Source organism: Geodermatophilus sp. TF02-6 (assembly GCF_003319115.1).
In the GTDB taxonomy this organism is placed as follows: domain Bacteria; phylum Actinomycetota; class Actinomycetes; order Mycobacteriales; family Geodermatophilaceae; genus Geodermatophilus.
In genome coordinates, this window is the sequence record NZ_QOHF01000021.1 from 1 (window position 1) to 21,196 (window position 21,196).

A 21,196-nucleotide genomic window follows, 5' to 3' on the forward strand; every position below is an offset into this window, starting at 1 on the left:
CGGCGGCGGGGGACGGCTCCTGGCCGCGGTGTCGGTCCCTGTGAGTGGGGGGCCGGAGGCTCCCCCGAGCAGGGACGGGGGCGTGGGGCTCCACGGCGGCGGGGGACGGCTCCTGGCCGCGGTGTCGGTCCCTGTGAGTGGGGGGCCGGAGGCTCCCCCGAGCAGGGACGGGGGCGTGGGGCTCCACGGCGGCGGGGGACGGCTCCTGGCCGCGGTGTCGTCCGGTAGGACGACGATGTCACTGCACGGTCCAGGTGTCACCGCCGGCGAGCACCGCGCCCAGGTCGGCCGGGGAGGAGGTGCGGGCCTGCTCGAGCTGGTCGGCCATCATCCGGTCGTAGGTCGGCTTCTGCACCGCCCGGAAGACGCCCATCGGCGTGTAGCGCAGGTCCTGGCCGGACAGCCGGGAGAGCGCGAACGCGTACGACGGGTCGGTCCGCGTGACGTCGTGGACGACGATGTCCTCCGCGGCGACCTGGTTGGTCTCGGCGATCCGCAGGCCGCCGAACTCGTCGCGGACCACGCACGAGGCGCCGTCCGGACCGAACACCAGCGGCTCGCCGTGGACCAGCGGGATCGTCCACTGCCTGCCGGTGGCCGGGTCCTTGAGCAGGTCGAAGGCGCCGTCGTTGAAGATGTTGCAGTTCTGGTAGATCTCCACCAGCGCGGTGCCCTGGTGCTCGGCGGCCTGGCGCAGCACGTCGGTGAGGCCCTTGCGGTCGGAGTCCATGGCCCGCCCGACGAAGGTGGCGTCGGCGCCCAGCGCCAGCGACACCGGGTTGAACGGGTGGTCCAGCGAGCCCATCGGGGTGGACTTGGTGACCTTGCCGACCTCGCTGGTGGGCGAGTACTGGCCCTTGGTCAGCCCGTAGATCCGGTTGTTGAACAGCAGGATCTTCAGGTTGACGTTGCGGCGCAGCGTGTGGATCAGGTGGTTGCCGCCGATGGACAGCGCGTCGCCGTCCCCGGTCACCACCCACACCGACAGGTCCGGTCGCGAGGCGGCCAGGCCGGTGGCGATCGCCGGCGCGCGGCCGTGGATCGAGTGCATCCCGTAGGTGTTCATGTAGTACGGGAAGCGCGAGGAGCAGCCGATGCCGGAGACGATGACCATGTCCTCGCGCGCGATCCCCAGGCTGGGCAGGAAGCTCTGGACCGCGTTGAGGATGACGTAGTCCCCGCAACCGGGGCACCAGCGGACCTCCTGGTCGGTCTTGAGGTCCTTGGCCTTGAGGTCGGACCGCTTCTCGCCGTGGGCCTCGACCGAGGCGGCGATCGCGTCGGCGATGGGACCGTCGGCCGGCATGCCGAGGTCGATCGTGGTCACTGGGTGCCTCCGGTGGTGGAGTCGATGACGTCCTGGACGACGGCGGCGAGTTCGGCGGCCCGGAAGGGCAGCCCGCGCACCTGGGTGTGGCTCTGGACGTCGACGAGGTACTTGGCGCGCAGCAGCAGGGCCAGCTGCCCGAGGTTCATCTCGGGGCAGACCACCCGCTCGTAGCGGCGCAGGACGTCGCCGAGGTCGGTCGGCATCGGGTTGACGTGGCGCAGGTGGATCTGCGCCACCGAGCGCCCGGAGCGGCGGATCCGGCGGCAGGCGGCCCCGATCGGCCCATAGGTCGAGCCCCACCCGATGACGGCGACCGTCGCGTCGCCATCGGGGTCGTCGACCTCGGTGGGCGGGATCGTCGCGGCGATGCCGTCGACCTTGGCCTGCCGCAGCCGGGTCATCAGGTCGTGGTTGGCCGGGTCGTAGGAGATGTTGCCGGTCTTGTCGGCCTTCTCCAGGCCGCCGATGCGGTGCTGCATCCCCGCCGTCCCCGGGATGGCCCACGGGCGGGCGAGGGTCTCCGGATCGCGCAGGTAGGGGAGGAACTCGCCGTCGGCACCGTTGGGCTCGGTGGCGAACTGCACCCGCAGGTCGGGCAGGTCGTCGACGGCCGGGATGGCCCACGGCTCGGCGCCGTTGGCCAGGTAGCCGTCGGACAGCAGGATCACCGGGGTGCGGTAGGTCAGCGCGATCCGTGCGGCCTCCAGCGCCGCGTCGAAGCAGTCGCCGGGGGAGCGCGGGGCGATCACCGGCACCGGCGCCTCGCCGTTGCGGCCGAACACGGCCTGCAGCAGGTCCGACTGCTCGGTCTTGGTGGGCAGCCCGGTGGACGGACCACCGCGCTGCACGTCCACGACGACCAGGGGCAGCTCGATCATCACCGCGAGGCCCAGGGCCTCGGACTTCAGCGAGACACCGGGGCCGGACGTCGTCGTCACGCCCAGCGCGCCCCCGAACGAGGCGCCGATCGCCGAGGTGATGCCGGCGATCTCGTCCTCGGCCTGGAACGTCCGGACACCGAAGGCCTTGTGCCGGGACAGCTCGTGCAGGATGTCCGACGCCGGGGTGATCGGGTAGGCGCCGAGGAAGACCGGCAGGCCGGAGCGCTGCCCGGCGGCGACGATCCCCAGGGCGAGAGCCTGGTTGCCGGAGATGTTGCGGTAGCGGCCCGGCGCCATCGGCGCGGGCTTGATCTCGTAGGAGACCGCGAAGGCCTCCGTCGTCTCGCCGTAGTTGTAGCCGGCCCGGAAGGCGGCCGTGTTGGCCGCGGCGACCTCCGGCTTGCGGCGGAACTGCCGCTCGAGGAAGCGGACCGTGCCCTCGGTGGGCCGGTGGTACATCCAGCTCAGCAGGCCGAGGGTGAACATGTTCTTCGAGCGCTCGGCCTCCTTCTTGCCGAGGCCGGAGTCGGCGAGCGCCTCGAGGGTCAGGCTGGTCAGCGGCACGCTGACGGTCTGCCAGCCGTCGAGGGAGCCGTCCTCGAGCGGGTTGGTGGCGTAGCCGACCTTGGCCAGGTTGCGCGGGGTGAACTCGTCGGAGTCGACGATGAGCAGGCCGCCGCCGGGGAGGTCGGCGAGGTTGGCCTTGAGCGCGGCCGGGTTCATGGCGACCAGCACGTCCGGGGCGTCGCCGGGCGTCATGATGTCGTGGTCGGCGAAGTGCAGCTGGAAGGAGCTGACGCCCGGCAGAGTCCCCGTCGGGGCCCGGATCTCGGCGGGGAAGTTGGGCAGCGTCGAGAGGTCGTTGCCGAAGGACGCCGTCTCGCTGGTGAACCGGTTCCCGGTCAGCTGCATGCCGTCCCCGGAGTCGCCGGCGAGCCGGATGACGACGCGGTCGAGTTCGACGACGCTCTTGACGAGGCCGCCTGGTGCCGAGCCCCCCACCGTGCTGGCGGCGACGGACGGGTTGGTCGTGGTCATCACTGGTGCACCTCCACCGACCGAGGTTACGTGGCCGTCACATCCCGCGGGCCAGTGATGGGGACGACAATCAGGGACGGACGACTGCCCCCGCGTCCCCCCTTGCAACCCCGGGCGGTGTCGTTCCGCTCCGTGACCACGCTCGCAGACCACCGGCCCGATTGCGGGGAACGGCGCTCCCGGTGCCGGCGTTGATCCGGGCGTGCAACGGTGGAACAACGGACTGAAGACCGCCGTGCTCCTCGGCCTGATGGGCGGGATCATCCTGGCCGCCGGTTACCTCATCGGCCGAGGGCCCGGGCTGTTCATCGGGCTGCTGGTCGCGCTGGGCGTCAACGGCTACGCCTACTTCAACAGCGACAAGCTGGCCCTGCGCGCCATGCGCGCCTTCCCGGTGACCGAGACGCAGGCGCCGCAGTTCTACGCGATCGTGCGCGAGCTGGCCACCGAGGCCCGCCAGCCCATGCCGCGGCTGTACGTGAGCCCCACCGACCAGCCCAACGCCTTCGCCACCGGGCGCAACCCGCGCAACGCGGCCGTCTGCGTCACCCAGGGCATCCTCGAGCTGCTCGACCGGCGCGAGCTGCGCGGCGTCCTGGCCCACGAGCTGTCCCACGTCTACAACCGCGACATCCTGATCAGCTCGGTCGCCGGCGCGATGGCGACGGTGATCACCTACCTCGCGCACATGGCGATGTTCGCCTCGTTGTTCGGCGGCCGCTCCGACGACCGCGGCGGCGGCAACGCGTTGGGCAGCCTGCTGCTGGTGTTCCTCGGCCCGCTGGCCGCGGGCCTGGTGCAGATGGCGGTCAGCCGCAGCCGGGAGTACCAGGCCGACGCCTCGGGCGCGGTGCTCTCGCACGACCCGCTGGCGCTGGCCTCCGCGCTGCGCAAGATCGCTCGGGGGACGGCGGCCCACCCCCTGCCGCAGGATGATCGGCTGGTCACCCAGAGCCACCTGATGATCGCCAACCCGTTCCGCGGGCAGGGGCTGGCGTCGCTGTTCGCCACCCACCCGCCGATGCCCGACCGCATCGCCCGGCTGGAGCAGATGGCCCGGGAGCTCGGCCAGGCCTGAGCTCCCGCGGGAGGGACAGCACGCCCCGGCCGGGGCGGTGCAGCCCGTCACCCGGGTCGTGCTGTGTCCGCTGCGGTGATCCGCCGGCCACCGGGATCACCCAGCCGTCCGCGCCGCACGTCCTCGGTGTCGGCTGTCCGCCTGGCTCAGTGCTCTCGGTCGTGTGCGCCGGTGACGACAGCTGGTGCAGGGAGCGCCCCACCCTCACCGGCCGTGGCCGGTCGGGCGGCCCTGCGGCTGGTCCGGTTGCTCAGCGGTAGTTGTCGAACTGCAGCGCGACGTCGAGGTCCTTGCCGCGCAGCAGCTGCTGGACCGCCTGCAGGTCGTCCCGCTTCTTGCCGCTCACCCGCAACTGGTCACCCTGGACCTGCGCCTGGACGCCCTTCGGCCCCTCGTCCCGGATGATCTTGGCGATCTTCTTCGCGGTGTCGGACGCGATGCCCTGCTTGATGCGGGCGGAGATCTTGTAGCTCTTCCCCGACGACTGCGGCTCGCCGGCGTCCAGCGCCTTGAGCGAGATCTTCCGCTTGACCAGCTTGTCCTTGAAGACGTCCAGGGCCGCGGTGACGCGTTCCTCGGTGTCCGCTGACAGCGTCACGCCGTCCTCACCGGCCCAGGCGATGCTCGCGTTGGTGCCCCGGAAGTCGAAACGCTGCGCCAGCTCCTTGGCGGCCTGGTTGAGGGCGTTGTCGACCTCCTGGCGGTCGACCTTGCTCACCACGTCGAACGACGAGTCGGCCATGTCCGATCTGCTCCTCCCTGTCGGTCCGCGCGCCACCCGGGACACCGGCGCAGGCCGGTCCCCGCCGTCTTGTACGCTCGTGCGGTACCAACCACGGCGGGTTGCCCGAGTGGCCAATGGGAGCGGACTGTAAATCCGTCGGCACAGCCTACGAAGGTTCGAATCCTTCACCCGCCACGCCTGGTACCCGCGGCCCCCGACCTCGACGAGGTCGGGGGCCGCACCGCTTCTCAGGGGGCGGTCGGTGCGCGGGCACTGGCGACGGCGGTGCGCTCCAGCGGCTCCCCGCCCAGGAACAGCCAGCCGAACGCGATCTGCACGTACCGCGTGCACCGCACGGTGACCTCCACCCCGTCGGTCGCGGTCGACCAGGAGTCGAGCGCGGTGCCACCGTCGGCCAGCTGGTCGGCCACGGCGGCCTGGGTGCTCACGCGGGTGAGCGGCAACGCCGTCCCGACCCCCGTCGCGTAGACCGCTGCCTCGTCGGTCGCGTTGGCCGCCGCCAGCGCCGCGCCGTCGCAGACCGACTGCACCTGCTGCTGCTCGAGGAAGGCGTCGGACGCCGCCACGGCGCCGAAGGCCATCAGCGCGGCCACCAGCCAGCACACCAGGACCAGCGGCAGCGTCGAGCCCCGCTCGGCGGCGTCCCCGTCCCGTCGCACGCGGCGCAGCGTAGGGGCGGCGCCGGCCTCTCCACGACCTGTGGACGGCGGTGTGGACGGTTGTGGACCCGATCGGGGGAACGCCGGTCGCAGCGGTGCCGGCCTGTGGACCCCGCTCGACACAGCCGGCTCGCGACACGGCAGGACGCTCGGGCGCCCCACCCGGCCCACCCGTGTCGGGTGTCCCCTCACCGGGTGACGGGATGCCACGTGTGGCGACGGAGAGTGACGACATGACGGGCGTCGACCGCGTTGTGATCTTCGGCGCTTGTCCCGATCGGGTGACGGGCAGCAATCTCTCGGGCGCGGTCCGTACCCAACGCTCTGCCCCCGCGCCTGGACGACTGCGCCATCGAGCAGTCCTTCATGCCTGAGGAGGCGTCATGAACACGCAGCGTGGGTCCAAGTGGGGTCGGGGCTCGAAGTGGGGTCGGGGCTCGAAGTGGGGTCGCGGCTCCAAGTGGGGCTGCTGAGCCGAATCCGGTCATCCAGGGCGGCCGGTCCCGAGACGGACCGGCCGCCCACTCCGGGTCGGGACCGGTTGCCCCTTTCGGGTCGGTCGCGGCTCTGCAGGGTCGACCCGCTGTTAGCCTCGGCGCGCTCTCCTCCCGCCGCAGGACTCCCTCCCAGAATCCGGGTGACGTTGCCCAGTCCCGAGCCGCGTGCGCCATCAGCATGGACCGCGCCACTGCATCCATGGCTCATCGCCGGAGGTGGGACCCTCATGGCGGCCCTCGCGGCTGCCCTGGTCCTCCCCGGTGCCGAGACGAGGTTCGATCCGGTCGCCTTCCTGATCGTCACGGCCGCGTTCTTCGTCACCGAGTCGGTCTCGTTGCACGTGGAGTTCAGGCGTCAGACGTGGCTGTGGTCGGTCAGTGAGTTCGCACTGACGATCGCCCTGGTCGAGGTCGGCGGTCTGTGGGCTGCCGTCGCCCGCGCCGTGGGACTCGGGCTCAGCCTGTTGGTGCAGCGGTATGCCCCGGCGAAGGCCCTCTTCAACATCGCGGTCGCCGTCCTCGAGGTCGCCGTGGCCGTCGCCGTCCTCGAGGTCCTGCCCTTCGACGACCTCGCCGAACCGGGCAGCTGGCTGTCCCTGATGATCGCCGTCCTCGTCGCCGACGTGGTCGGGACGCCTCCTGTCATGGCGGCGATCCGACTCAGTGGGGGCAATCCGAACCGGCGCATGTGGCAGGAGCTCCTCCTCCCGGTGGCCGTCGTCGGCCCCTTCGCCGTGTCGGTGGCCATCGTCGCTCTGATGCTCACCTCCCAGACCCCGTGGGCCTCCGTGCTCATGCTGCCGGCGGCCGCGGCGGTCATCCTGCTGTTCCGACGGTTCGCCGGCGTCGCCCGCGAGTCGAAGACACTCGAGCGGGTCTACGAGTTCGCCCGTCGCGTGGAGCAGGTCGGCTCCGACGAGGACGGCACCGGCCGGATCGTCGAGGCGGTCAAGGAGCTGCTCAACGCCGAGCGCGTGGCCCTGTGGCTGCCGCCCTACCTGGACGAGGGGCCCCGGCTGGTGGTCGCGTCCGACGACGGCCGCGACTGGTACGACGGCCCCAGCGACCCCGACGACCCCATCCGCCGGCGCGCCACCGACGGGACGGTCGACGGCCCGGTGCTGCTCTCCCTGGCGCGGGCGACCGAGGAGGAGGCGGCCGCGCTGACCCGCCGCGGAGCCGAGGACCTCCTCGCCGCCCCGGTGACCACCGCCGCGGGGGAGCCGGGCTACCTCGAGGTCTGCGACCGCCGCAGCGACCTCGTCTCCTTCGCCGACGGCGACCGCGCCGCCCTGGACTCGATGCTGACCCACGTCAACGCGGCGATCCGGCAGCAGCAGCTGCTCGCCCAGATCCGCCACGACGCCGACCACGACCGGCTCACCGGGCTGCCCAACCGGCAGCGTCTCGCCGTGGAGATCGAGCAACTGCTGGCCGCGGACCCGGTCGCCGGACGGGCTGGGCTGATCCTCGCCGCGCTCGACAACTACACCGAGGTCACCGACACCCTCGGGCACGCGGCCAGCGACGAGCTGCTGCTCGTGACGGCCGGCCTGCTGCGCGAGCACGCCCCGCCCCAGGCCCTGGTCGCCCGCATGGAGGGCGACCAGTTCGCCGTCCTCCTGCCCGGGCTCTCCCTGCAGGCCACCGAGCGGGCCGCCCGCCGGCTGCGCGAGGCGACGTCGACCCGCGCCCGGGTGGCCGGTCTGGACCTCGAGGTCACGCTCACCATCGGCGTCGCGGCGGCCCCGGTGCACGGCGCCGACGTCGGCACGCTCATGCAACGGGCCGACGTCGCCCTGCTGGCCGCCGGATCCAGCGGCGTGGCCAGCTACCACCCGGTGCTCGACCAGCAGAGCCTGCGCCGCCTGCAGCTGGGCACCGAGCTCGAGCAGGCGATGACCGACGGCCAGATCGGCGTCGTCTTCCAGCCGATCATCGACGCCCGGACCTCCGACATCGTCTCGGTCGAGACGCTGGTCCGCTGGGCGCACCCCCGCTACGGCTCGGTCGCGCCGGACGACTTCATCCACCTGGCCGAGCAGATCGGCCGGATCGGCCCGCTCACCGACCACGTCCTCGACCTCGCGCTGGCCCGCTGCCGCCGCTGGTTGGACCAGGACATCGCGCTGTCGGTGGCGGTCAACCTCTCCGCGCGGTGCCTGACCGAGCCGGACCTGGTCGACCGCGTGCGGCGGGCGCTGCGACGCCACGGCGTCCCCGGCGAGCTGCTCACCCTGGAGCTGACCGAGGGCAGCGTCGTCGACGACTCGGTCCGCAGCAGCACCGTCCTGGCCGACCTGCACGCCCTGGGCCTGCGGCTGTCGATGGACGACTTCGGCACCGGCTACTCGTCGCTGTCCCAGCTGCGGCAGCTGCCGATCGACGAGGTGAAGATCGACAAGTCCTTCGTGCTGGGCATGTCCACCAGCCAGGGCGAGTCGTTCATCGCCCGCTCGATCATCGAGTTGGCGCACAACCTGGGGCTGCGGGTGGTCGCCGAGGGCGTCGAGGACGAGCTGACCCGCAACCTGCTGGCCGACATGGGCTGCGACAAGCTGCAGGGCTTCCTGGTCAGCCGGCCGCTGCCCGACGAGCGGCTGGAGGCCTGGCTGCTGGCCCGTACCGGCGTGCGGTCGGCGGTACCCGGCATCCCCCACCGCCGGCTGTTCATGCGCACCTGACGCGCCAGGCCCCCCGCGGCAGGCCCGGGAGGCGTCGGGTAGAGTTCCCGACGGCTCGAAGCCCGCCCCTTTAGCTCAGTCGGCAGAGCGTCTCCATGGTAAGGAGAAGGTCTACGGTTCGATTCCGTAAAGGGGCTCCGACACAGGTAGGCTGACCGACCGGTCCAGTCGTGAGACCGGGCCGCACGGTCGTCCCGGCGGTGTAGCTCAGCCTGGCAGAGCAAGCGGCTCATAATCGCTGTGTCACCGGTTCAAATCCGGTCACCGCTACTCTCGACGGACCCCGCACCCCGGGGTCCGTCGGTGTGCCGGGCACCCGCCCGCACAACCGGGCCGGCCGGCCCGTCCCGACAAGGCGAGGAGAGCTCCATGGCAGCCACCGACATCCGCCCCAAGATCACCCTGGCCTGCCAGGAGTGCAAGAGCCGCAACTACATCACCCGCAAGAACCGGCGCAACGACCCCGACCGGCTCGAGCTGAAGAAGTTCTGCCCCAAGGACCGCCGGCACACGATCCACCGCGAGACCCGCTGACGCGGTCTCGAGCCACCGCAGGGCCGCGCCGGCGCAGCGGTCCGCGGGAGAGGGAGGGCGGGAGCATGGCGCTCGATCCGGCACTGGTCGGGCGCAGCTACCCGCCCTCCGCCGTCTACGAGGTCGGCCGGGAGAAGATCGCCGAGTTCGCCGCCGCCATCGGCGCGACCGACCCGGTGCACACCGACGCCGAGGCCGCCCGCGCGGCCGGGCACGCCGAGGTCGTCGCGCCCCCCACCTTCGCCATCGTGCTGACGCTGTCGGCAGCCGGCGTCGTGGTCGAGGACCCCGACGTCGCACTCGACTACAGCCGCGTCGTACACGGCGAGCAGCGGTTCACCCACCACCGGTCGATCCGCGCCGGCGACCGGCTGGTGGCCACTCCCACCATCGACGCGGTGCGCAGCGTCGGCGGCAACGACCTGCTCACCACGCGGGTCGACGTCACCACCGAGGACGGCGAGCCGGTCTGCTCGGCCACCTCCGTACTCGTGGCCCGGGGTACGGCGTGAGCGAGCTCGCGAGGTCACGCCGGGACGGCGCACCGTCGGGCGCGGAGCCGACGAGCGACCGCGAGGAGGCCGCGTGACCGCGACCGTGCGAGCCATCGACGTCGCCGTCGGCACCGAGCTCCCCGAGCAGACCCACCAGGTGACCCGCGCCGACCTGGTCCGCTACGCCGGGGCCTCCGGCGACTTCAACCCGATCCACTGGTCCGAGCGGGTGGCCACCGAGGTCGGCCTGCCGGGGGTCATCGCCCACGGCATGCTCACCATGGCATTGGCCGCGCGCGCCGTCACCGCCTGGGTCGGGGACCCGGCCGCGCTGGTCGAGTACCACGTGCGCTTCGGCCGCCCGGTCGCCGTCCCCGACGACGACACCGGTGCCCGGGTCACCGTCCGCGGGAGGGTCGGCGCGGTGGGCGAGGACGGGCGCGCCCGGGTCGACCTGACCGTCACCAGCGGCGGCGAGAAGGTCCTCTCCCTGGCCCGCGCCACCGTCCAGCTGGCGTGAGGCGCGGCGCCGGACCCGGGCCCCGGCGCCCCCGACCGAGCTCAGCCGGCCGCCGACCCCAGCAGGCGCTGCATCCGGCGCACGCCCTCGACCAGGTCGTCGTCGCCGAGGGCGTAGGACATCCGCAGGTAGCCCGGGGTGCCGAAGGCCTCGCCCGGGACGACGGCGACCTCGGCCTCCTCCAGGACGATCTCGGCCAGCTCGACGCTGTCGCCGGCCGTCCGCCCGGCGATCGGGCGCCCCAGCAGCGCCTTGACCGACGGGTAGACGTAGAAGGCGCCCCGCGGCTCGGGGCAGTCCACGCCGGGGATCTCGCGCAGCATCGACACGATCGTCCGGCGCCGACGGTCGAAGGCCTCGCGCATCGTCGCCACCGCCGACAGGTCGCCGTCGAGCGCGGCGACGGCCGCGGCCTGCGACACGTTGGCCACGTTGGAGGTGGCGTGCGACTGCAGGTTGGTCGCGGCCTTGACGACGTCGGCCGGCCCGAGCACCCAGCCGACCCGCCAGCCGGTCATCGCGTAGGTCTTGGCGACCCCGTTGACGACGACGCAGCGGTCGGCCAGCTCGGGGACCACGACCGGCATCGAGGCGGCGGTCGCCCCGTCGTAGGTCAGGTGCTCGTAGATCTCGTCGGTGAGCACCCACAGCCCGTTGTCGAGCGCCCAGCGGCCGATCTCCTCGACGAGCTCGGGCGGGTACACCGCGCCGGTCGGGTTGGACGGCGAGCAGAACAGCAGCACCTTGGTGCGCGGCGTCCGGGCCGCCTCCAGCTGGGCCACCGACACCAGGTAACCGCTTCCCTCGTCGGCCACCACGGGCACCGGCACCCCGCCGGCCAGGGCGATCGCCTCGGGGTAGGTCGTCCAGTACGGCGCGGGCAGCAGCACCTCGTCGCCGGGGTCGAGCATCGTGGCGAAGGCCTCGTAGACCGCCTGCTTGCCCCCGTTGGTGACCAGCACGTTGGCCGGCGTCACCTGCAGGCCGGAGTCGCGGGCGGTCTTGGCCACGATCGCCTCCTTGAGCGCCGGCAGCCCGCCCGCGGGGGTGTAGCGGTGCATCGCCGGCTGCCGGCAGGCGGCGACGGCGGCCTCGACGATGTAGTCCGGCGTCGGGAAGTCCGGCTCGCCGGCGCCGAAACCGATCACCGGCTTGCCTGCGGCCTTGAGCGCCTTGGCCTTGGCGTCCACCGCCAGGGTCGCCGACTCGGCGATGGCGGCGATCCGGCGGGAGACGCGGCGCTCGGCCGGCGGCAGCTCGGTGGACGGGGCCGTGTCGTCGGATGCGGTGGCAGCGGGCGCGGTGGGCTCCGGCGCGGAGACGGCGGGCACGGGGTGGGCAGGCATGGGTCAATCGTGTCAAAGGAGCGCACCCGGGGTCGCCCCCGTTCCCGGGGCCGGGGCGCCTGCGTCCCGCCGCAGCCGCACGTGGGCGACCGACGGTGAGGCGACGAACTCCGGCCTCCCTCAGGGGCCCGTCGCGAGCATGCGAGCGGTGGGGGAGGGAGGTCCTCACTCCCTGATCGTGGCGCCGACGTCGTCCACCCCGGCCGCCACGAACCGCTCGTCCACGGGATGGCGCCCACCGGGCGGGAACAGCCACTCGTGCAGGCGCTCCCCGCCGACGCCCAGCGGTGCGTCGACCGCCTGGGCGGGTCCGGCGCCGTAGCCGTCCAGGGAGATCGCGAAGTCGTGCACCCGCAGCTCGGTCACCGTCGTCCTCCGTCGTCCCGGGTCGGGTCGAGTCGCCGAGCAGACGCCGCCGCGGAGGCGGACTCATCGGTGCCGCCCGGCGCCCCGTCCCGAGCACGTTGGCTGCCGGGTGCGGCGGTCCCGTACACTGGCTGTCCTGGGGCAGTGACCCCGCCACCGGCGTGCCCCGGATCCCCTACGGGCACGGTGCCGACCGGGGCGGGCCACGCCGTCCCAGGCCCAGCCCGGGGCAGTCGCCCCGGGCGGAGGGGTGTAGCTCAACTGGCAGAGCAGCGGTCTCCAAAACCGCAGGCTGCAGGTTCAAGTCCTGTCACCCCTGCCCGTGTCGCCGGCGTCCCGCCGGCGACGTGCAGGACCCGTACGGCAGCACGACCCACCGACCGTCGACCCGAGAGCGGCGGCCACCACCAGCGACAGCGAGCGAGGCGCAGTGAGCGACGAGAAGCCGGCACGTGAGGACGCCCGTCGCGCCGCCTCCGACGCCGAGCAGCTCGACCGCGAGGCGCCGGGCGTCGAGGACGCCGCCGAGCTCGAGGCCGCGGAGGCCGACCTCGCCGCCGAGGCCGAGACCGACGAGGACAAGGTCGTGGCCGGCCGGGCCGGTGGAGCCCGCCGCGGGCGCCGGATCACCGCCGGGGACGACACCGCCGGGGACGACGAGGACGACGACGAGTCGGCCGCCGGTACCCGCCGGCCCGTCCGCGAGCGCACCGCCTCCCGTCCCGCCGGGCGCACCGACGGCGGCAGCACCCGGTCCCGCGCCGCCGCACAGCGGGCCCGTACGGCGGAGGCCCGGCAGCGCCGCAGCGTCCGGCGGTTCCTGCGTGAGGTGGTCGCCGAGCTGCGCAAGGTCATCTGGCCGGGCCGGCGGGAGCTGATCACCTACACGACCGTCGTCATCGTCTTCGTGGCCTTCATCGTCGCCCTGGTGGCCGGCCTCGACCTCCTCTTCGCCCAGGCCGTGCTCGCCGTCTTCGGCTGAGCCCGCCCGCGCCGGCCCGCCCCCGACCAGGAAGAGATCCCCCGTGACCGACCCCCGCGAGCCCTTCGACACCGACAGCGACGTCGGCCCGATCGACCTCGACGACGCCCGCTTCGACGTTCGCGGCAGCGTCGACGTCGAGACCGGTGCCGGCGAGCTCGGCGCCGCCGAGGGCTCCGTCGACACCGCCGACCTCGACACCGAGACCGAGGTGGCCGACGAGGTGCCCGAGGTGGAGAGCGGCGACCCCGACACGCTGGCCAGCGACCCGCTGGCCGCCCCGGCGCCCTCCTCCGACCTCGACGAGGAGGAGGACGAGGACCCGGTCGAGGCGCTGCACAAGGCGCTGCGGACCGCCCCCGGCGACTGGTACGTCGTGCACTCCTACGCGGGCTACGAGAACAAGGTGAAGACCAACCTCGAGTCCCGCATCCAGTCGCTGGACATGGAGGACTACATCTACCAGATCGAGGTGCCCACCGAGGAGGTCACCGAGATCAAGAACGGCAAGCGCACCCAGGTCAACCGGAAGGTCTTCCCCGGCTACCTGCTGGTGCGGATGGAGCTCAACGACGAGTCGTGGGGCGCGGTCCGCAACACCCCGGGCGTGACCGGCTTCGTGGGTGCCACCTCGCGTCCCTCGCCGCTCACCCTCGACGAGGTCGTCAAGATCCTCGCCCCGGCCGCCACCCCGCAGGCGGCCAGGACGACCGAGGTGGCGGCGACGACCACGGCCGCGCCCACCGCGGTCGTCGACTTCGAGGTCGGCGAGTCGGTCACCGTCATGGACGGCCCGTTCGCCACCCTGCCGGCGACGATCAACGAGATCAACGCCGAGCAGCAGAAGCTGCAGGTGCTCGTCTCCATCTTCGGCCGGGAGACGCCGGTCGAGCTGTCGTTCAACCAGGTGCAGAAGCTGTAAGGCGACCCCGTTGCGCCCCACTCGTAGAGTGGCCTCGTCCGGAGGCTCGGCCCGAGCTTGCCAGGGCTGAGAGGGACGAGGTCCTTCTACTACTGCACCGGGGCCGTTCCACCCCGTCGTCAAGAAGGAAGTCATGCCCCCCAGGAAGCGGTTGACCGCGGTCATCAAGCTCCAGATCAACGCCGGTGCGGCCACCCCCGCCCCGCCCGTGGGTCCGGCGCTCGGTCAGCACGGCGTCAACATCATGGAGTTCTGCAAGGCGTACAACGCCGCCACGGAGTCGCAGCGCGGCAACGTGATCCCGGTCGAGATCTCGGTCTACGAGGACCGCTCGTTCACCTTCGTCACCAAGACCCCGCCGGCGGCGAGGATGCTGCTCAAGGCCGCCGGTGTCGAGAAGGGCTCCGGCGAGCCGCACAAGACCAAGGTCGCCACCGTGACCCGCGACCAGGTCCGCGAGATCGCCCAGACCAAGATGGCCGACCTCAACGCCAACTCCCTCGAGCAGGCGGAGAAGATCATCGAGGGCACCGCCCGGTCGATGGGCATCACCGTCCAGTGAGGCGGAAAGCGTCGTCGTCCTGACGGCGTTGCGCACCACGGGTCCGGCGTCCGCCGAGCCCTTCGGCCCTCTCCCGGGCACCGCCGGCCCCGTCCCGGGCCCCGTCCTGAGCCTGCGAAGGACGGGGAGGACGGGGTCCTTCTACGAGGGGCGGGCAGGAAAGGGTCCTTCATCTGTTCATCTGTGGGAGGGCCTCCCGCCGGGCCCGCGCACCACGACTCCCGGCCGACGTGCCGGAGGGAGGACACCACCATGGCGAAGCACGGCAAGAAGTTCCTCGAGGCGGCCGCCAAGGTCGACCGCGACGCCCTGTACACCCCGCTGCAGGCGGCCACCCTGGCCAAGGAGACGTCGCCGACGTCCTACGACGCCACCGTCGAGGTGGCCATGCGCCTGGGCGTCGACCCGCGCAAGGCCGACCAGATGGTCCGCGGCACGGTGAACCTGCCGCACGGCACCGGCAAGACCGCCCGTGTCATCGTCTTCGCGACCGGACCCAAGGCCGCCGAGGCCGAGGCGGCCGGCGCCGACGTCGTCGGCTCCGACGACCTGATCGAGCGCATCCAGGGCGGCTTCCTGGACTTCGACGCGGCGATCGCCACGCCGGACCAGATGGCCAAGGTCGGCCGGATCGCCCGCATCCTCGGTCCGCGCGGCCTGATGCCGAACCCGAAGACCGGCACGGTGACCCCCGACGTCGCCAAGGCCGTCAGCGACATCAAGGGCGGGAAGATCAACTTCCGCGTCGACAAGCAGGCCAATCTGCACCTGGTCATCGGCAAGACCTCGTTCGACGAGACCAAGCTGGTGGAGAACTACGCCGCGGCGCTGGACGAGGTCCTGCGGGCCAAGCCGGCGGCGGCCAAGGGCCGGTACCTGAAGAAGGTCACCGTCTCCACGACCATGGGGCCGGGCATCCCGGTCGACCCGAACCGCACCCGCAACCTGACGGCGGACGAGCCGACCGCCTGAGGAAGGACCCCTGCTCCCCACCGTCCAAGGACCCCGTCCTCCCCACTCCTCGCAGGCTCGGAGCGGGACCCGGGACGGGGTCGACGAGGGCCCCGCAGCGCATCGGCGCTGCGGGGCCCTCGCGCGTCACCGGGTCGGTCGGGGACCGGGCCCGGGGAGGACGGCGGCAGCGGCGTCCACCCGCTGTGGCGTATGCTGCTCGGCGTTCCCCCAAGACCGCTGGTCGTCGCACGTCCGCGTGTGATCGAAGGTCCCGGATTCACGGGCGGCCCGCGCAGGAGGACGGTCCGATCGACGCGGCACCCGTGCTGCGTCCCTCGCCCCGTGCGCCCTGCGCCGGGGCGTTCCTCGTCTCCGGGGCCGGTCGAGCCCCAGGGCGCCGGCCGGTGGTCGCCCGACAGACGAGAGGAGGCCCATGCCCACGCAGGCGAAGGCCGCGGTGATCGACGAGATCACCGAGCGGTTCCAGTCGTCCAGCGCGGCGGTGCTCACCGAGTACCGCGGGCTGACCGTGGCCCAGCTGACCCAGCTGCGCCGTTCCCTCGGTGAGGGCAGCAGCTACGCCGTCGTCAAGAACACCCTGACGAAGCGGGCCGCGGAGCAGGTCGGGTTCGCCGACCTGGCCCCGCTGCTCAGCGGGCCGACCGCGATCGCCTTCATCGAGGGCGACCCGGTGAACGCCGCCAAGGCCATCCGTGACTTCGCACGCGCCAACCCGCTGCTCGTCGTCAAGGGCGGCGTGGTCGAGGGCCGCACGGTCGATGCCGGTGAGGTCACCGCCCTCGCCGACGTCGAGCCTCGTGAGGTGCTCCTGGCCAGGCTGGCCGGCGCGATGCAGGGCAACCTCAGCAAGGCCGCGGGTCTGTTCCAGGCCCCGCTGGCCCAGGTCGCCCGGCTGGCCGCGGCGCTCGAGGACAAGCGGTCCGAGGGCGCGCCCGCTGCTGCTGACACCACCCCCGACACCGCCGACGCCGCCCCCGCCGCGGCCGGCACCGACTGACCCACCCGAGGAGAGATCATGGCCAAGCTGTCCACCCAGGAGCTGCTCGACGCGTTCAAGGAGATGACGCTGCTCGAGCTGTCCGACTTCGTGAAGCAGTTCGAGGAGACCTTCGAGGTCACCGCCGCTGCTCCGGTCGCCGTCGCGGCCGCCCCGGCCGCCGGTGGCGGCGGTGGCGACGCCGGTGCGGCCGCCGCCGAGGAGCAGGACGAGTTCGACGTCATCCTCGAGAGCGCCGGTGACAAGAAGATCCAGGTCATCAAGGAGGTGCGCGGCCTGACCTCGCTGGGCCTCAAGGAGGCCAAGGACCTGGTCGACGGCGCGCCGAAGCCGGTCCTGGAGAAGGTCGCCAAGGACGCCGCGGACAAGGCCCGGGCCGCTCTCGAGGGCGCCGGCGCCACCGTCACCGTCAAGTAGAGGACCCCGGCGCCCCCCGGCCTCGTCCGGAGGCTCGGCCCGAGCTTGCGAGGGCTGAGGGGGACGAGGTCCTGTTACTGCGCCGGGGCCGTTCCACCGCGTTCACCAGGGGCCGTCCTCCACCCGGAGGGCGGCCCCTGCGGCGTCTCGGGCGGCCCCGCTGCAGGGCCCCGCCGCGAGCTCGCGAGTGGCGGGGGCAGGGGGTCCTCTCACGAGGCGCGGGGGGCAGCGGGGTCCTTCCGGGCGTGGCAGCCCCACAGGCGCCCTCGGGCTGGCATGATGGCCCTGCCGTCGCGGACGGCCCCGGCCCGCCCCGCCGGGCCGGCTGACCTTCCCGGGTGTGGTCCTGGTCGCCACCGGCCACCCGACGTGGACAGCCCGCCCGTGCAGGGGTAGGATTCTCTGTTGCGCTGCCCTCTGCCTGCTTGCCCGCTGTAGACGGGTCGCCTGGGGTGCCCGGGAACACCGCCCAGGACGCCCCCGACCGTCCGTGCAGGACCTCCTCGCAGGCCAGCGGGACGGCGCCGCCACCACCGACGACGACCCAGGACGACCAGAACCCCGCCCGCACGTCGTGAGGTCCTTGGAAGGACGCATCTTGGCAGGCTCTCGCCCCACCAGCATCTCCGCCAGCCCCACCGAGTCACCCACCACCCAGACCACCCCGCAGGCCCCGCAGTCCGGCCCCCGCACCGGTGAGGCCGACCAGCAGAAGATCCCCGGCGCGCCGCTGCGCGTCTCGTTCGCCAAGATCTCCGAGCCGCTCGAGGTGCCGGATCTGCTGGCCCTGCAGACCGCGTCGTTCGACTGGCTGATCGGCAGCCCCGAGTGGCGAGCCACCCTCCCGCCCGCGGAGCAGGCCACCGCCGTCGGCGGCCTCGCCGAGATCCTCGAGGAGATCTCCCCGATCGAGGACTTCAGCGGCTCGATGTCGCTGTCCTTCTCCAACCCGCGCTTCGAGGACGTCAAGGCGTCCCTCGAGGAGTGCAAGGACAAGGACATGACCTACGCTGCGCCGCTGTTCGTCACCGCCGAGTTCATGAACAACACCACCGGCGAGATCAAGAGCCAGACGGTGTTCATGGGCGACTTCCCGATCATGACGAACAAGGGCACGTTCGTCATCAACGGCACCGAGCGCGTCGTCGTCTCCCAGCTGGTCCGCAGCCCCGGGGTCTACTTCGACAAGACCCTGGACAAGACGTCGGACAAGGACGTCTTCAGCGCCAAGGTGATCCCCAGCCGCGGTGCGTGGCTGGAGTTCGACGTCGACAAGCGCGACACCGTGGGCGTCCGCATCGACCGCAAGCGCCGCCAGCCGGTGACCGTCCTGCTCAAGGCCCTCGGCTGGACCGAGGACCGCATCCGCGAGCACTTCGGCTGGTCGCCCACGGTGCTGGCCACCCTCGAGAAGGACCACATCGCGGGCCAGGACGAGGCGCTGCTCGACATCTACCGCAAGCTGCGGCCGGGCGAGCCGCCGACGCGGGAGAGCGCCCAGGCGCTGCTGGAGAACCTCTTCTTCAACCCCAAGCGCTACGACCTGGCCAAGGTCGGCCGCTACAAGGTCAACAAGAAGCTCGGCGTCGACGTGCCGCAGAGCACCCTGACGCTGACCGAGGACGACATCGTCGCCACCATCGAGTACGTCGTCCGGTTGCACGCCGGCGAGCCCGACCACGGCGTCGACGACATCGACCACTTCGGCAACCGCCGGCTGCGCACCGTCGGCGAGCTGATCCAGAACCAGATCCGGGTCGGCCTCTCCCGCATGGAGCGCGTGGTCCGCGAGCGGATGACCACCCAGGACGTCGAGGCGATCACGCCGCAGACCCTGATCAACATCCGGCCGGTCGTCGCCTCCATCAAGGAGTTCTTCGGCACCAGCCAGCTGTCGCAGTTCATGGACCAGACCAACCCGTTGGCGGGCCTGACCCACAAGCGCCGCCTGTCGGCGCTGGGCCCGGGTGGGTTGTCGCGTGAGCGGGCCGGCATGGAGGTCCGCGACGTGCACCCGAGCCACTACGGCCGGATGTGCCCGATCGAGACCCCCGAGGGCCCGAACATCGGCCTGATCGGCTCGCTGTCGGCCTACGGCCGGGTCAACGCGTTCGGCTTCATCGAGACCCCGTACCGCCGGGTCGAGAACGGTGTGGTCACCGACTCCATCGACTACCTGACCGCCGACGAGGAGGACCGCTTCGTCGTCGCCCAGGCCAACTCGCCGCTGGACGCCCAGGGCCGGTTCGCCGAGGACCGCGTCCTGGTCCGCACCAAGGGCGGTGAGGTCGACTACCTGCCCCCGGCCGACGTCGACTACATGGACGTCTCCCCGCGGCAGATGACCTCGGTCGCCACGGCGATGATCCCGTTCCTCGAGCACGACGACGCCAACCGCGCGCTCATGGGCGCCAACATGCAGCGTCAGGCCGTGCCGCTGCTGCGCAGCGAGGCCCCGCTGGTGGGCACCGGCATGGAGCTGCGGGCCGCCGTGGACGCCGGCGACGTGGTCGTGGCCGAGAAGTCCGGTGTGGTCGAGGACGCCACCGCCGACTACGTCACCGTCATGGCCGACGACGGCACCCGGCAGACCTACCGGCTGCTGAAGTTCCGCCGCTCCAACCAGGGCACCTCGATCAACCAGACCCCGATCGTGGACGAGGGGCAGCGGGTCGAGGCCGGCCAGGTCATCGCCGACGGGCCGTGCACCGACCAGGGTGAGATGGCGCTGGGCAAGAACCTGCTCGTCGCCTTCATGCCGTGGGAGGGCCACAACTACGAGGACGCGATCATCCTCTCCCAGCGCCTCGTGCAGGACGACGTGCTGTCCTCGATCCACATCGAGGAGTTCGAGGTCGACGCCCGCGACACCAAGCTCGGCGCCGAGGAGATCACCCGGGACATCCCGAACGTCTCCGAGGAGGTGCTGGCCGACCTCGACGAGCGCGGCATCATCCGCATCGGCGCCGAGGTCGTCCCCGGCGACATCCTCGTCGGCAAGGTCACGCCCAAGGGCGAGACCGAGCTGACTCCCGAGGAGCGGCTGCTGCGGGCGATCTTCGGCGAGAAGGCCCGCGAGGTCCGCGACACGTCGCTGAAGGTCAAGCACGGCGAGTCCGGCAAGGTCATCGGCGTCCGCGTGTTCTCCCGCGAGGACGGCGACGAGCTGCCCGCCGGCGTCAACGAGCTGATCCGGGTCTACGTGGCCCAGATGCGCAAGATCTCCGACGGTGACAAGCTCGCCGGCCGCCACGGCAACAAGGGCGTCATCGCCAAGATCCTGCCGGTGGAGGACATGCCGTTCCTCGAGGACGGCACCCCGGTCGACATCGTGCTCAACCCACTGGGCGTGCCCGGCCGGATGAACGTCGGCCAGGTGCTGGAGACCCACCTCGGGTGGGTGGCCAGGTCCGGCTGGCAGGTCGAGGGCGACCCGGAGTGGGCGGCCAACCTGCCCGAGGTGGCCCGCTCGGCCGCGCCGGACACCCGGACGGCGACGCCGGTGTTCGACGGCGCCCGCGAGGAGGAGATCGTCGGCCTGCTCGGCTCGACGACCCCGAACCGCGACGGTCAGCGGATGGTCGCGCCGACCGGCAAGGCCCGGCTGTTCGACGGCCGCTCCGGGGAGCCGTTCCCGGAGCCGATCTCGGTGGGCTACGTCTACATCCTCAAGCTGCTGCACCTGGTCGACGACAAGATCCACGCCCGGTCGACCGGCCCCTACTCGATGATCACGCAGCAGCCGCTGGGTGGTAAGGCGCAGTTCGGTGGCCAGCGCTTCGGTGAGATGGAGTGCTGGGCGATGCAGGCCTACGGCGCGGCCTACGCGCTGCAGGAGCTGCTCACCATCAAGTCCGACGACATCCTGGGCCGCGTCAAGGTCTACGAGGCGATCGTCAAGGGCGAGAACATCCCGGAGCCGGGAATCCCGGAGTCGTTCAAGGTGTTGCTCAAGGAGCTGCAGTCGCTCTGCCTGAACGTGGAGGTCCTCTCCGGAGACGGTCAGGCGATCGAGCTGCGCGACACCGACGACGAGGTCTTCCGGGCCGCCGAGGAGCTGGGCATCGACCTGTCCCGCCGCGAGCCCTCCAGCGTCGAGGACGTGTGAGTGAGGGCCCCCGTGCACCCCGCCGTGGAAGGACCCCGTCCTCCCCACCCTTCGCAAGCTC

At 72.1% G+C, this 21,196-nt stretch carries 18 protein-coding genes and 4 tRNA genes; 16 read left to right on the forward strand and 6 right to left on the reverse strand.

What is annotated here, in order from left to right:
* Positions 1–238 precede the first annotated feature (238 nt).
* Together DQ238_RS17410 and DQ238_RS17415 are read right to left on the reverse strand one after the other, a co-directional pair.
* Positions 239–1,327, reverse strand: coding sequence for a 2-oxoacid:ferredoxin oxidoreductase subunit beta (locus tag DQ238_RS17410; protein ID WP_113782533.1), 1,089 nt, complete (start codon positions 1,325–1,327; stop codon positions 239–241).
* On the reverse strand, positions 1,324–3,249 hold the full coding sequence (locus DQ238_RS17415; protein ID WP_113782600.1) for a 2-oxoacid:acceptor oxidoreductase subunit alpha: 1,926 nt from the start codon (positions 3,247–3,249) through the stop codon (positions 1,324–1,326). The genes DQ238_RS17410 and DQ238_RS17415 overlap by 4 nt, the downstream gene beginning before the upstream one ends.
* Positions 3,250–3,451: 202 nt before the next feature.
* Here DQ238_RS17415 and htpX point away from each other — a divergent pair, with 202 nt between their 5' ends.
* Positions 3,452–4,327 (forward strand): zinc metalloprotease HtpX, encoded by an 876-nt coding sequence (htpX, locus tag DQ238_RS17420; RefSeq protein WP_113782534.1) that lies wholly within the window; start codon positions 3,452–3,454, stop codon positions 4,325–4,327.
* 250 nt (positions 4,328–4,577) lie between these two features.
* Here htpX and DQ238_RS17425 read toward each other — a convergent pair whose 3' ends face one another.
* Positions 4,578–5,069 carry a YajQ family cyclic di-GMP-binding protein gene (locus tag DQ238_RS17425; RefSeq protein WP_113782535.1) on the reverse strand — a complete coding sequence of 164 codons (492 nt, stop codon included), beginning with the start codon at positions 5,067–5,069 and terminating at the stop codon, positions 4,578–4,580.
* A gap of 95 nt (positions 5,070–5,164) precedes the next feature.
* Between DQ238_RS17425 and DQ238_RS17430 the strand changes: the two genes are divergently transcribed.
* Positions 5,165–5,246, forward strand: a tRNA-Tyr gene (locus DQ238_RS17430).
* 53 nt (positions 5,247–5,299) lie between these two features.
* On the opposite strand, the gene DQ238_RS17435 is transcribed toward DQ238_RS17430, so the two are convergent.
* Complete coding sequence (locus DQ238_RS17435) at positions 5,300–5,731, reverse strand: pilus assembly protein TadG-related protein (RefSeq protein WP_113782536.1); 432 nt, start codon at positions 5,729–5,731, stop codon at positions 5,300–5,302.
* Positions 5,732–6,455: 724 nt separating this feature from the next.
* On the opposite strand from DQ238_RS17435, the gene DQ238_RS17440 reads away from it, so the two are divergent.
* The 6 genes from DQ238_RS17440 (at position 6,456) to DQ238_RS17470 (ending at position 10,460) form a co-directional block, all read left to right on the forward strand.
* Positions 6,456–8,912 (forward strand): bifunctional diguanylate cyclase/phosphodiesterase, encoded by a 2,457-nt coding sequence (locus DQ238_RS17440; protein WP_113782537.1) that lies wholly within the window; start codon positions 6,456–6,458, stop codon positions 8,910–8,912.
* Positions 8,913–8,976: 64 nt separating this feature from the next.
* Positions 8,977–9,049: transfer RNA gene (locus DQ238_RS17450), tRNA-Thr, on the forward strand.
* A 59-nt stretch (positions 9,050–9,108) separates the two neighbouring features.
* Positions 9,109–9,182: transfer RNA gene (locus DQ238_RS17455), tRNA-Met, on the forward strand.
* A gap of 99 nt (positions 9,183–9,281) precedes the next feature.
* The gene (rpmG, locus tag DQ238_RS17460; RefSeq protein ID WP_113782538.1) at positions 9,282–9,446 is read left to right on the forward strand and encodes a 50S ribosomal protein L33; all 165 of its coding nucleotides are present in this window, start codon (positions 9,282–9,284) and stop codon (positions 9,444–9,446) included.
* Positions 9,447–9,511: 65 nt separating this feature from the next.
* On the forward strand, positions 9,512–9,958 hold the full coding sequence (locus DQ238_RS17465; RefSeq protein ID WP_113782539.1) for a MaoC family dehydratase N-terminal domain-containing protein: 447 nt from the start codon (positions 9,512–9,514) through the stop codon (positions 9,956–9,958).
* A gap of 73 nt (positions 9,959–10,031) precedes the next feature.
* Positions 10,032–10,460 carry a MaoC/PaaZ C-terminal domain-containing protein gene (locus tag DQ238_RS17470; protein ID WP_113782540.1) on the forward strand — a complete coding sequence of 143 codons (429 nt, stop codon included), beginning with the start codon at positions 10,032–10,034 and terminating at the stop codon, positions 10,458–10,460.
* 41 nt (positions 10,461–10,501) lie between these two features.
* On the opposite strand, the gene DQ238_RS17475 is transcribed toward DQ238_RS17470, so the two are convergent.
* Together DQ238_RS17475 and DQ238_RS23355 are read right to left on the reverse strand one after the other, a co-directional pair.
* A complete protein-coding gene (locus tag DQ238_RS17475) occupies positions 10,502–11,806 on the reverse strand; it encodes a pyridoxal phosphate-dependent aminotransferase (protein WP_233496055.1) in 1,305 nt (434 codons plus the stop codon).
* 165 nt (positions 11,807–11,971) lie between these two features.
* On the reverse strand, positions 11,972–12,172 hold the full coding sequence (locus tag DQ238_RS23355; RefSeq protein ID WP_199506423.1) for a hypothetical protein: 201 nt from the start codon (positions 12,170–12,172) through the stop codon (positions 11,972–11,974).
* 246 nt (positions 12,173–12,418) lie between these two features.
* Here DQ238_RS23355 and DQ238_RS17485 point away from each other — a divergent pair.
* The 8 genes from DQ238_RS17485 (at position 12,419) to rpoB (ending at position 21,135) form a co-directional block, all read left to right on the forward strand.
* Positions 12,419–12,491 (forward strand) — tRNA-Trp (locus tag DQ238_RS17485).
* Positions 12,492–12,602: 111 nt separating this feature from the next.
* Positions 12,603–13,154 (forward strand): preprotein translocase subunit SecE, encoded by a 552-nt coding sequence (gene secE, locus DQ238_RS17490; protein WP_113782541.1) that lies wholly within the window; start codon positions 12,603–12,605, stop codon positions 13,152–13,154.
* A 43-nt stretch (positions 13,155–13,197) separates the two neighbouring features.
* The gene (gene nusG / locus DQ238_RS17495) at positions 13,198–14,076 is read left to right on the forward strand and encodes a transcription termination/antitermination protein NusG (protein WP_233496056.1); all 879 of its coding nucleotides are present in this window, start codon (positions 13,198–13,200) and stop codon (positions 14,074–14,076) included.
* A 133-nt stretch (positions 14,077–14,209) separates the two neighbouring features.
* Positions 14,210–14,638 carry a 50S ribosomal protein L11 gene (gene rplK / locus DQ238_RS17500; RefSeq protein WP_113782542.1) on the forward strand — a complete coding sequence of 143 codons (429 nt, stop codon included), beginning with the start codon at positions 14,210–14,212 and terminating at the stop codon, positions 14,636–14,638.
* 252 nt (positions 14,639–14,890) lie between these two features.
* Positions 14,891–15,610 (forward strand): 50S ribosomal protein L1, encoded by a 720-nt coding sequence (rplA, locus tag DQ238_RS17505; RefSeq protein WP_113782543.1) that lies wholly within the window; start codon positions 14,891–14,893, stop codon positions 15,608–15,610.
* A gap of 415 nt (positions 15,611–16,025) precedes the next feature.
* On the forward strand, positions 16,026–16,610 hold the full coding sequence (rplJ, locus tag DQ238_RS17510; RefSeq protein ID WP_113782544.1) for a 50S ribosomal protein L10: 585 nt from the start codon (positions 16,026–16,028) through the stop codon (positions 16,608–16,610).
* A gap of 18 nt (positions 16,611–16,628) precedes the next feature.
* Complete coding sequence (rplL, locus tag DQ238_RS17515; RefSeq protein ID WP_113782545.1) at positions 16,629–17,027, forward strand: 50S ribosomal protein L7/L12; 399 nt, start codon at positions 16,629–16,631, stop codon at positions 17,025–17,027.
* A 715-nt stretch (positions 17,028–17,742) separates the two neighbouring features.
* Positions 17,743–21,135 (forward strand): DNA-directed RNA polymerase subunit beta, encoded by a 3,393-nt coding sequence (gene rpoB, locus DQ238_RS17520; RefSeq protein ID WP_113782603.1) that lies wholly within the window; start codon positions 17,743–17,745, stop codon positions 21,133–21,135.
* Positions 21,136–21,196: the final 61 nt, after the last annotated feature.

Coding starts and splice junctions, on each gene's coding strand:
- rplJ (WP_113782544.1), top strand. CDS start 16,026: ATGCCCACGCAGGCGAAGGCCGCGGTGATCGACGAGATCACCGAGCGG.
- DQ238_RS17425 (WP_113782535.1), bottom strand. CDS start 5,069: ATGGCCGACTCGTCGTTCGACGTGGTGAGCAAGGTCGACCGCCAGGAG.
- DQ238_RS17475 (WP_233496055.1), bottom strand. CDS start 11,806: ATGCCTGCCCACCCCGTGCCCGCCGTCTCCGCGCCGGAGCCCACCGCG.
- rpmG (WP_113782538.1), top strand. CDS start 9,282: ATGGCAGCCACCGACATCCGCCCCAAGATCACCCTGGCCTGCCAGGAG.
- DQ238_RS17440 (WP_113782537.1), top strand. CDS start 6,456: ATGGCGGCCCTCGCGGCTGCCCTGGTCCTCCCCGGTGCCGAGACGAGG.
- DQ238_RS17415 (WP_113782600.1), bottom strand. CDS start 3,249: ATGACCACGACCAACCCGTCCGTCGCCGCCAGCACGGTGGGGGGCTCG.
- rplK (WP_113782542.1), top strand. CDS start 14,210: ATGCCCCCCAGGAAGCGGTTGACCGCGGTCATCAAGCTCCAGATCAAC.
- rplA (WP_113782543.1), top strand. CDS start 14,891: ATGGCGAAGCACGGCAAGAAGTTCCTCGAGGCGGCCGCCAAGGTCGAC.
- rplL (WP_113782545.1), top strand. CDS start 16,629: ATGGCCAAGCTGTCCACCCAGGAGCTGCTCGACGCGTTCAAGGAGATG.
- DQ238_RS17465 (WP_113782539.1), top strand. CDS start 9,512: ATGGCGCTCGATCCGGCACTGGTCGGGCGCAGCTACCCGCCCTCCGCC.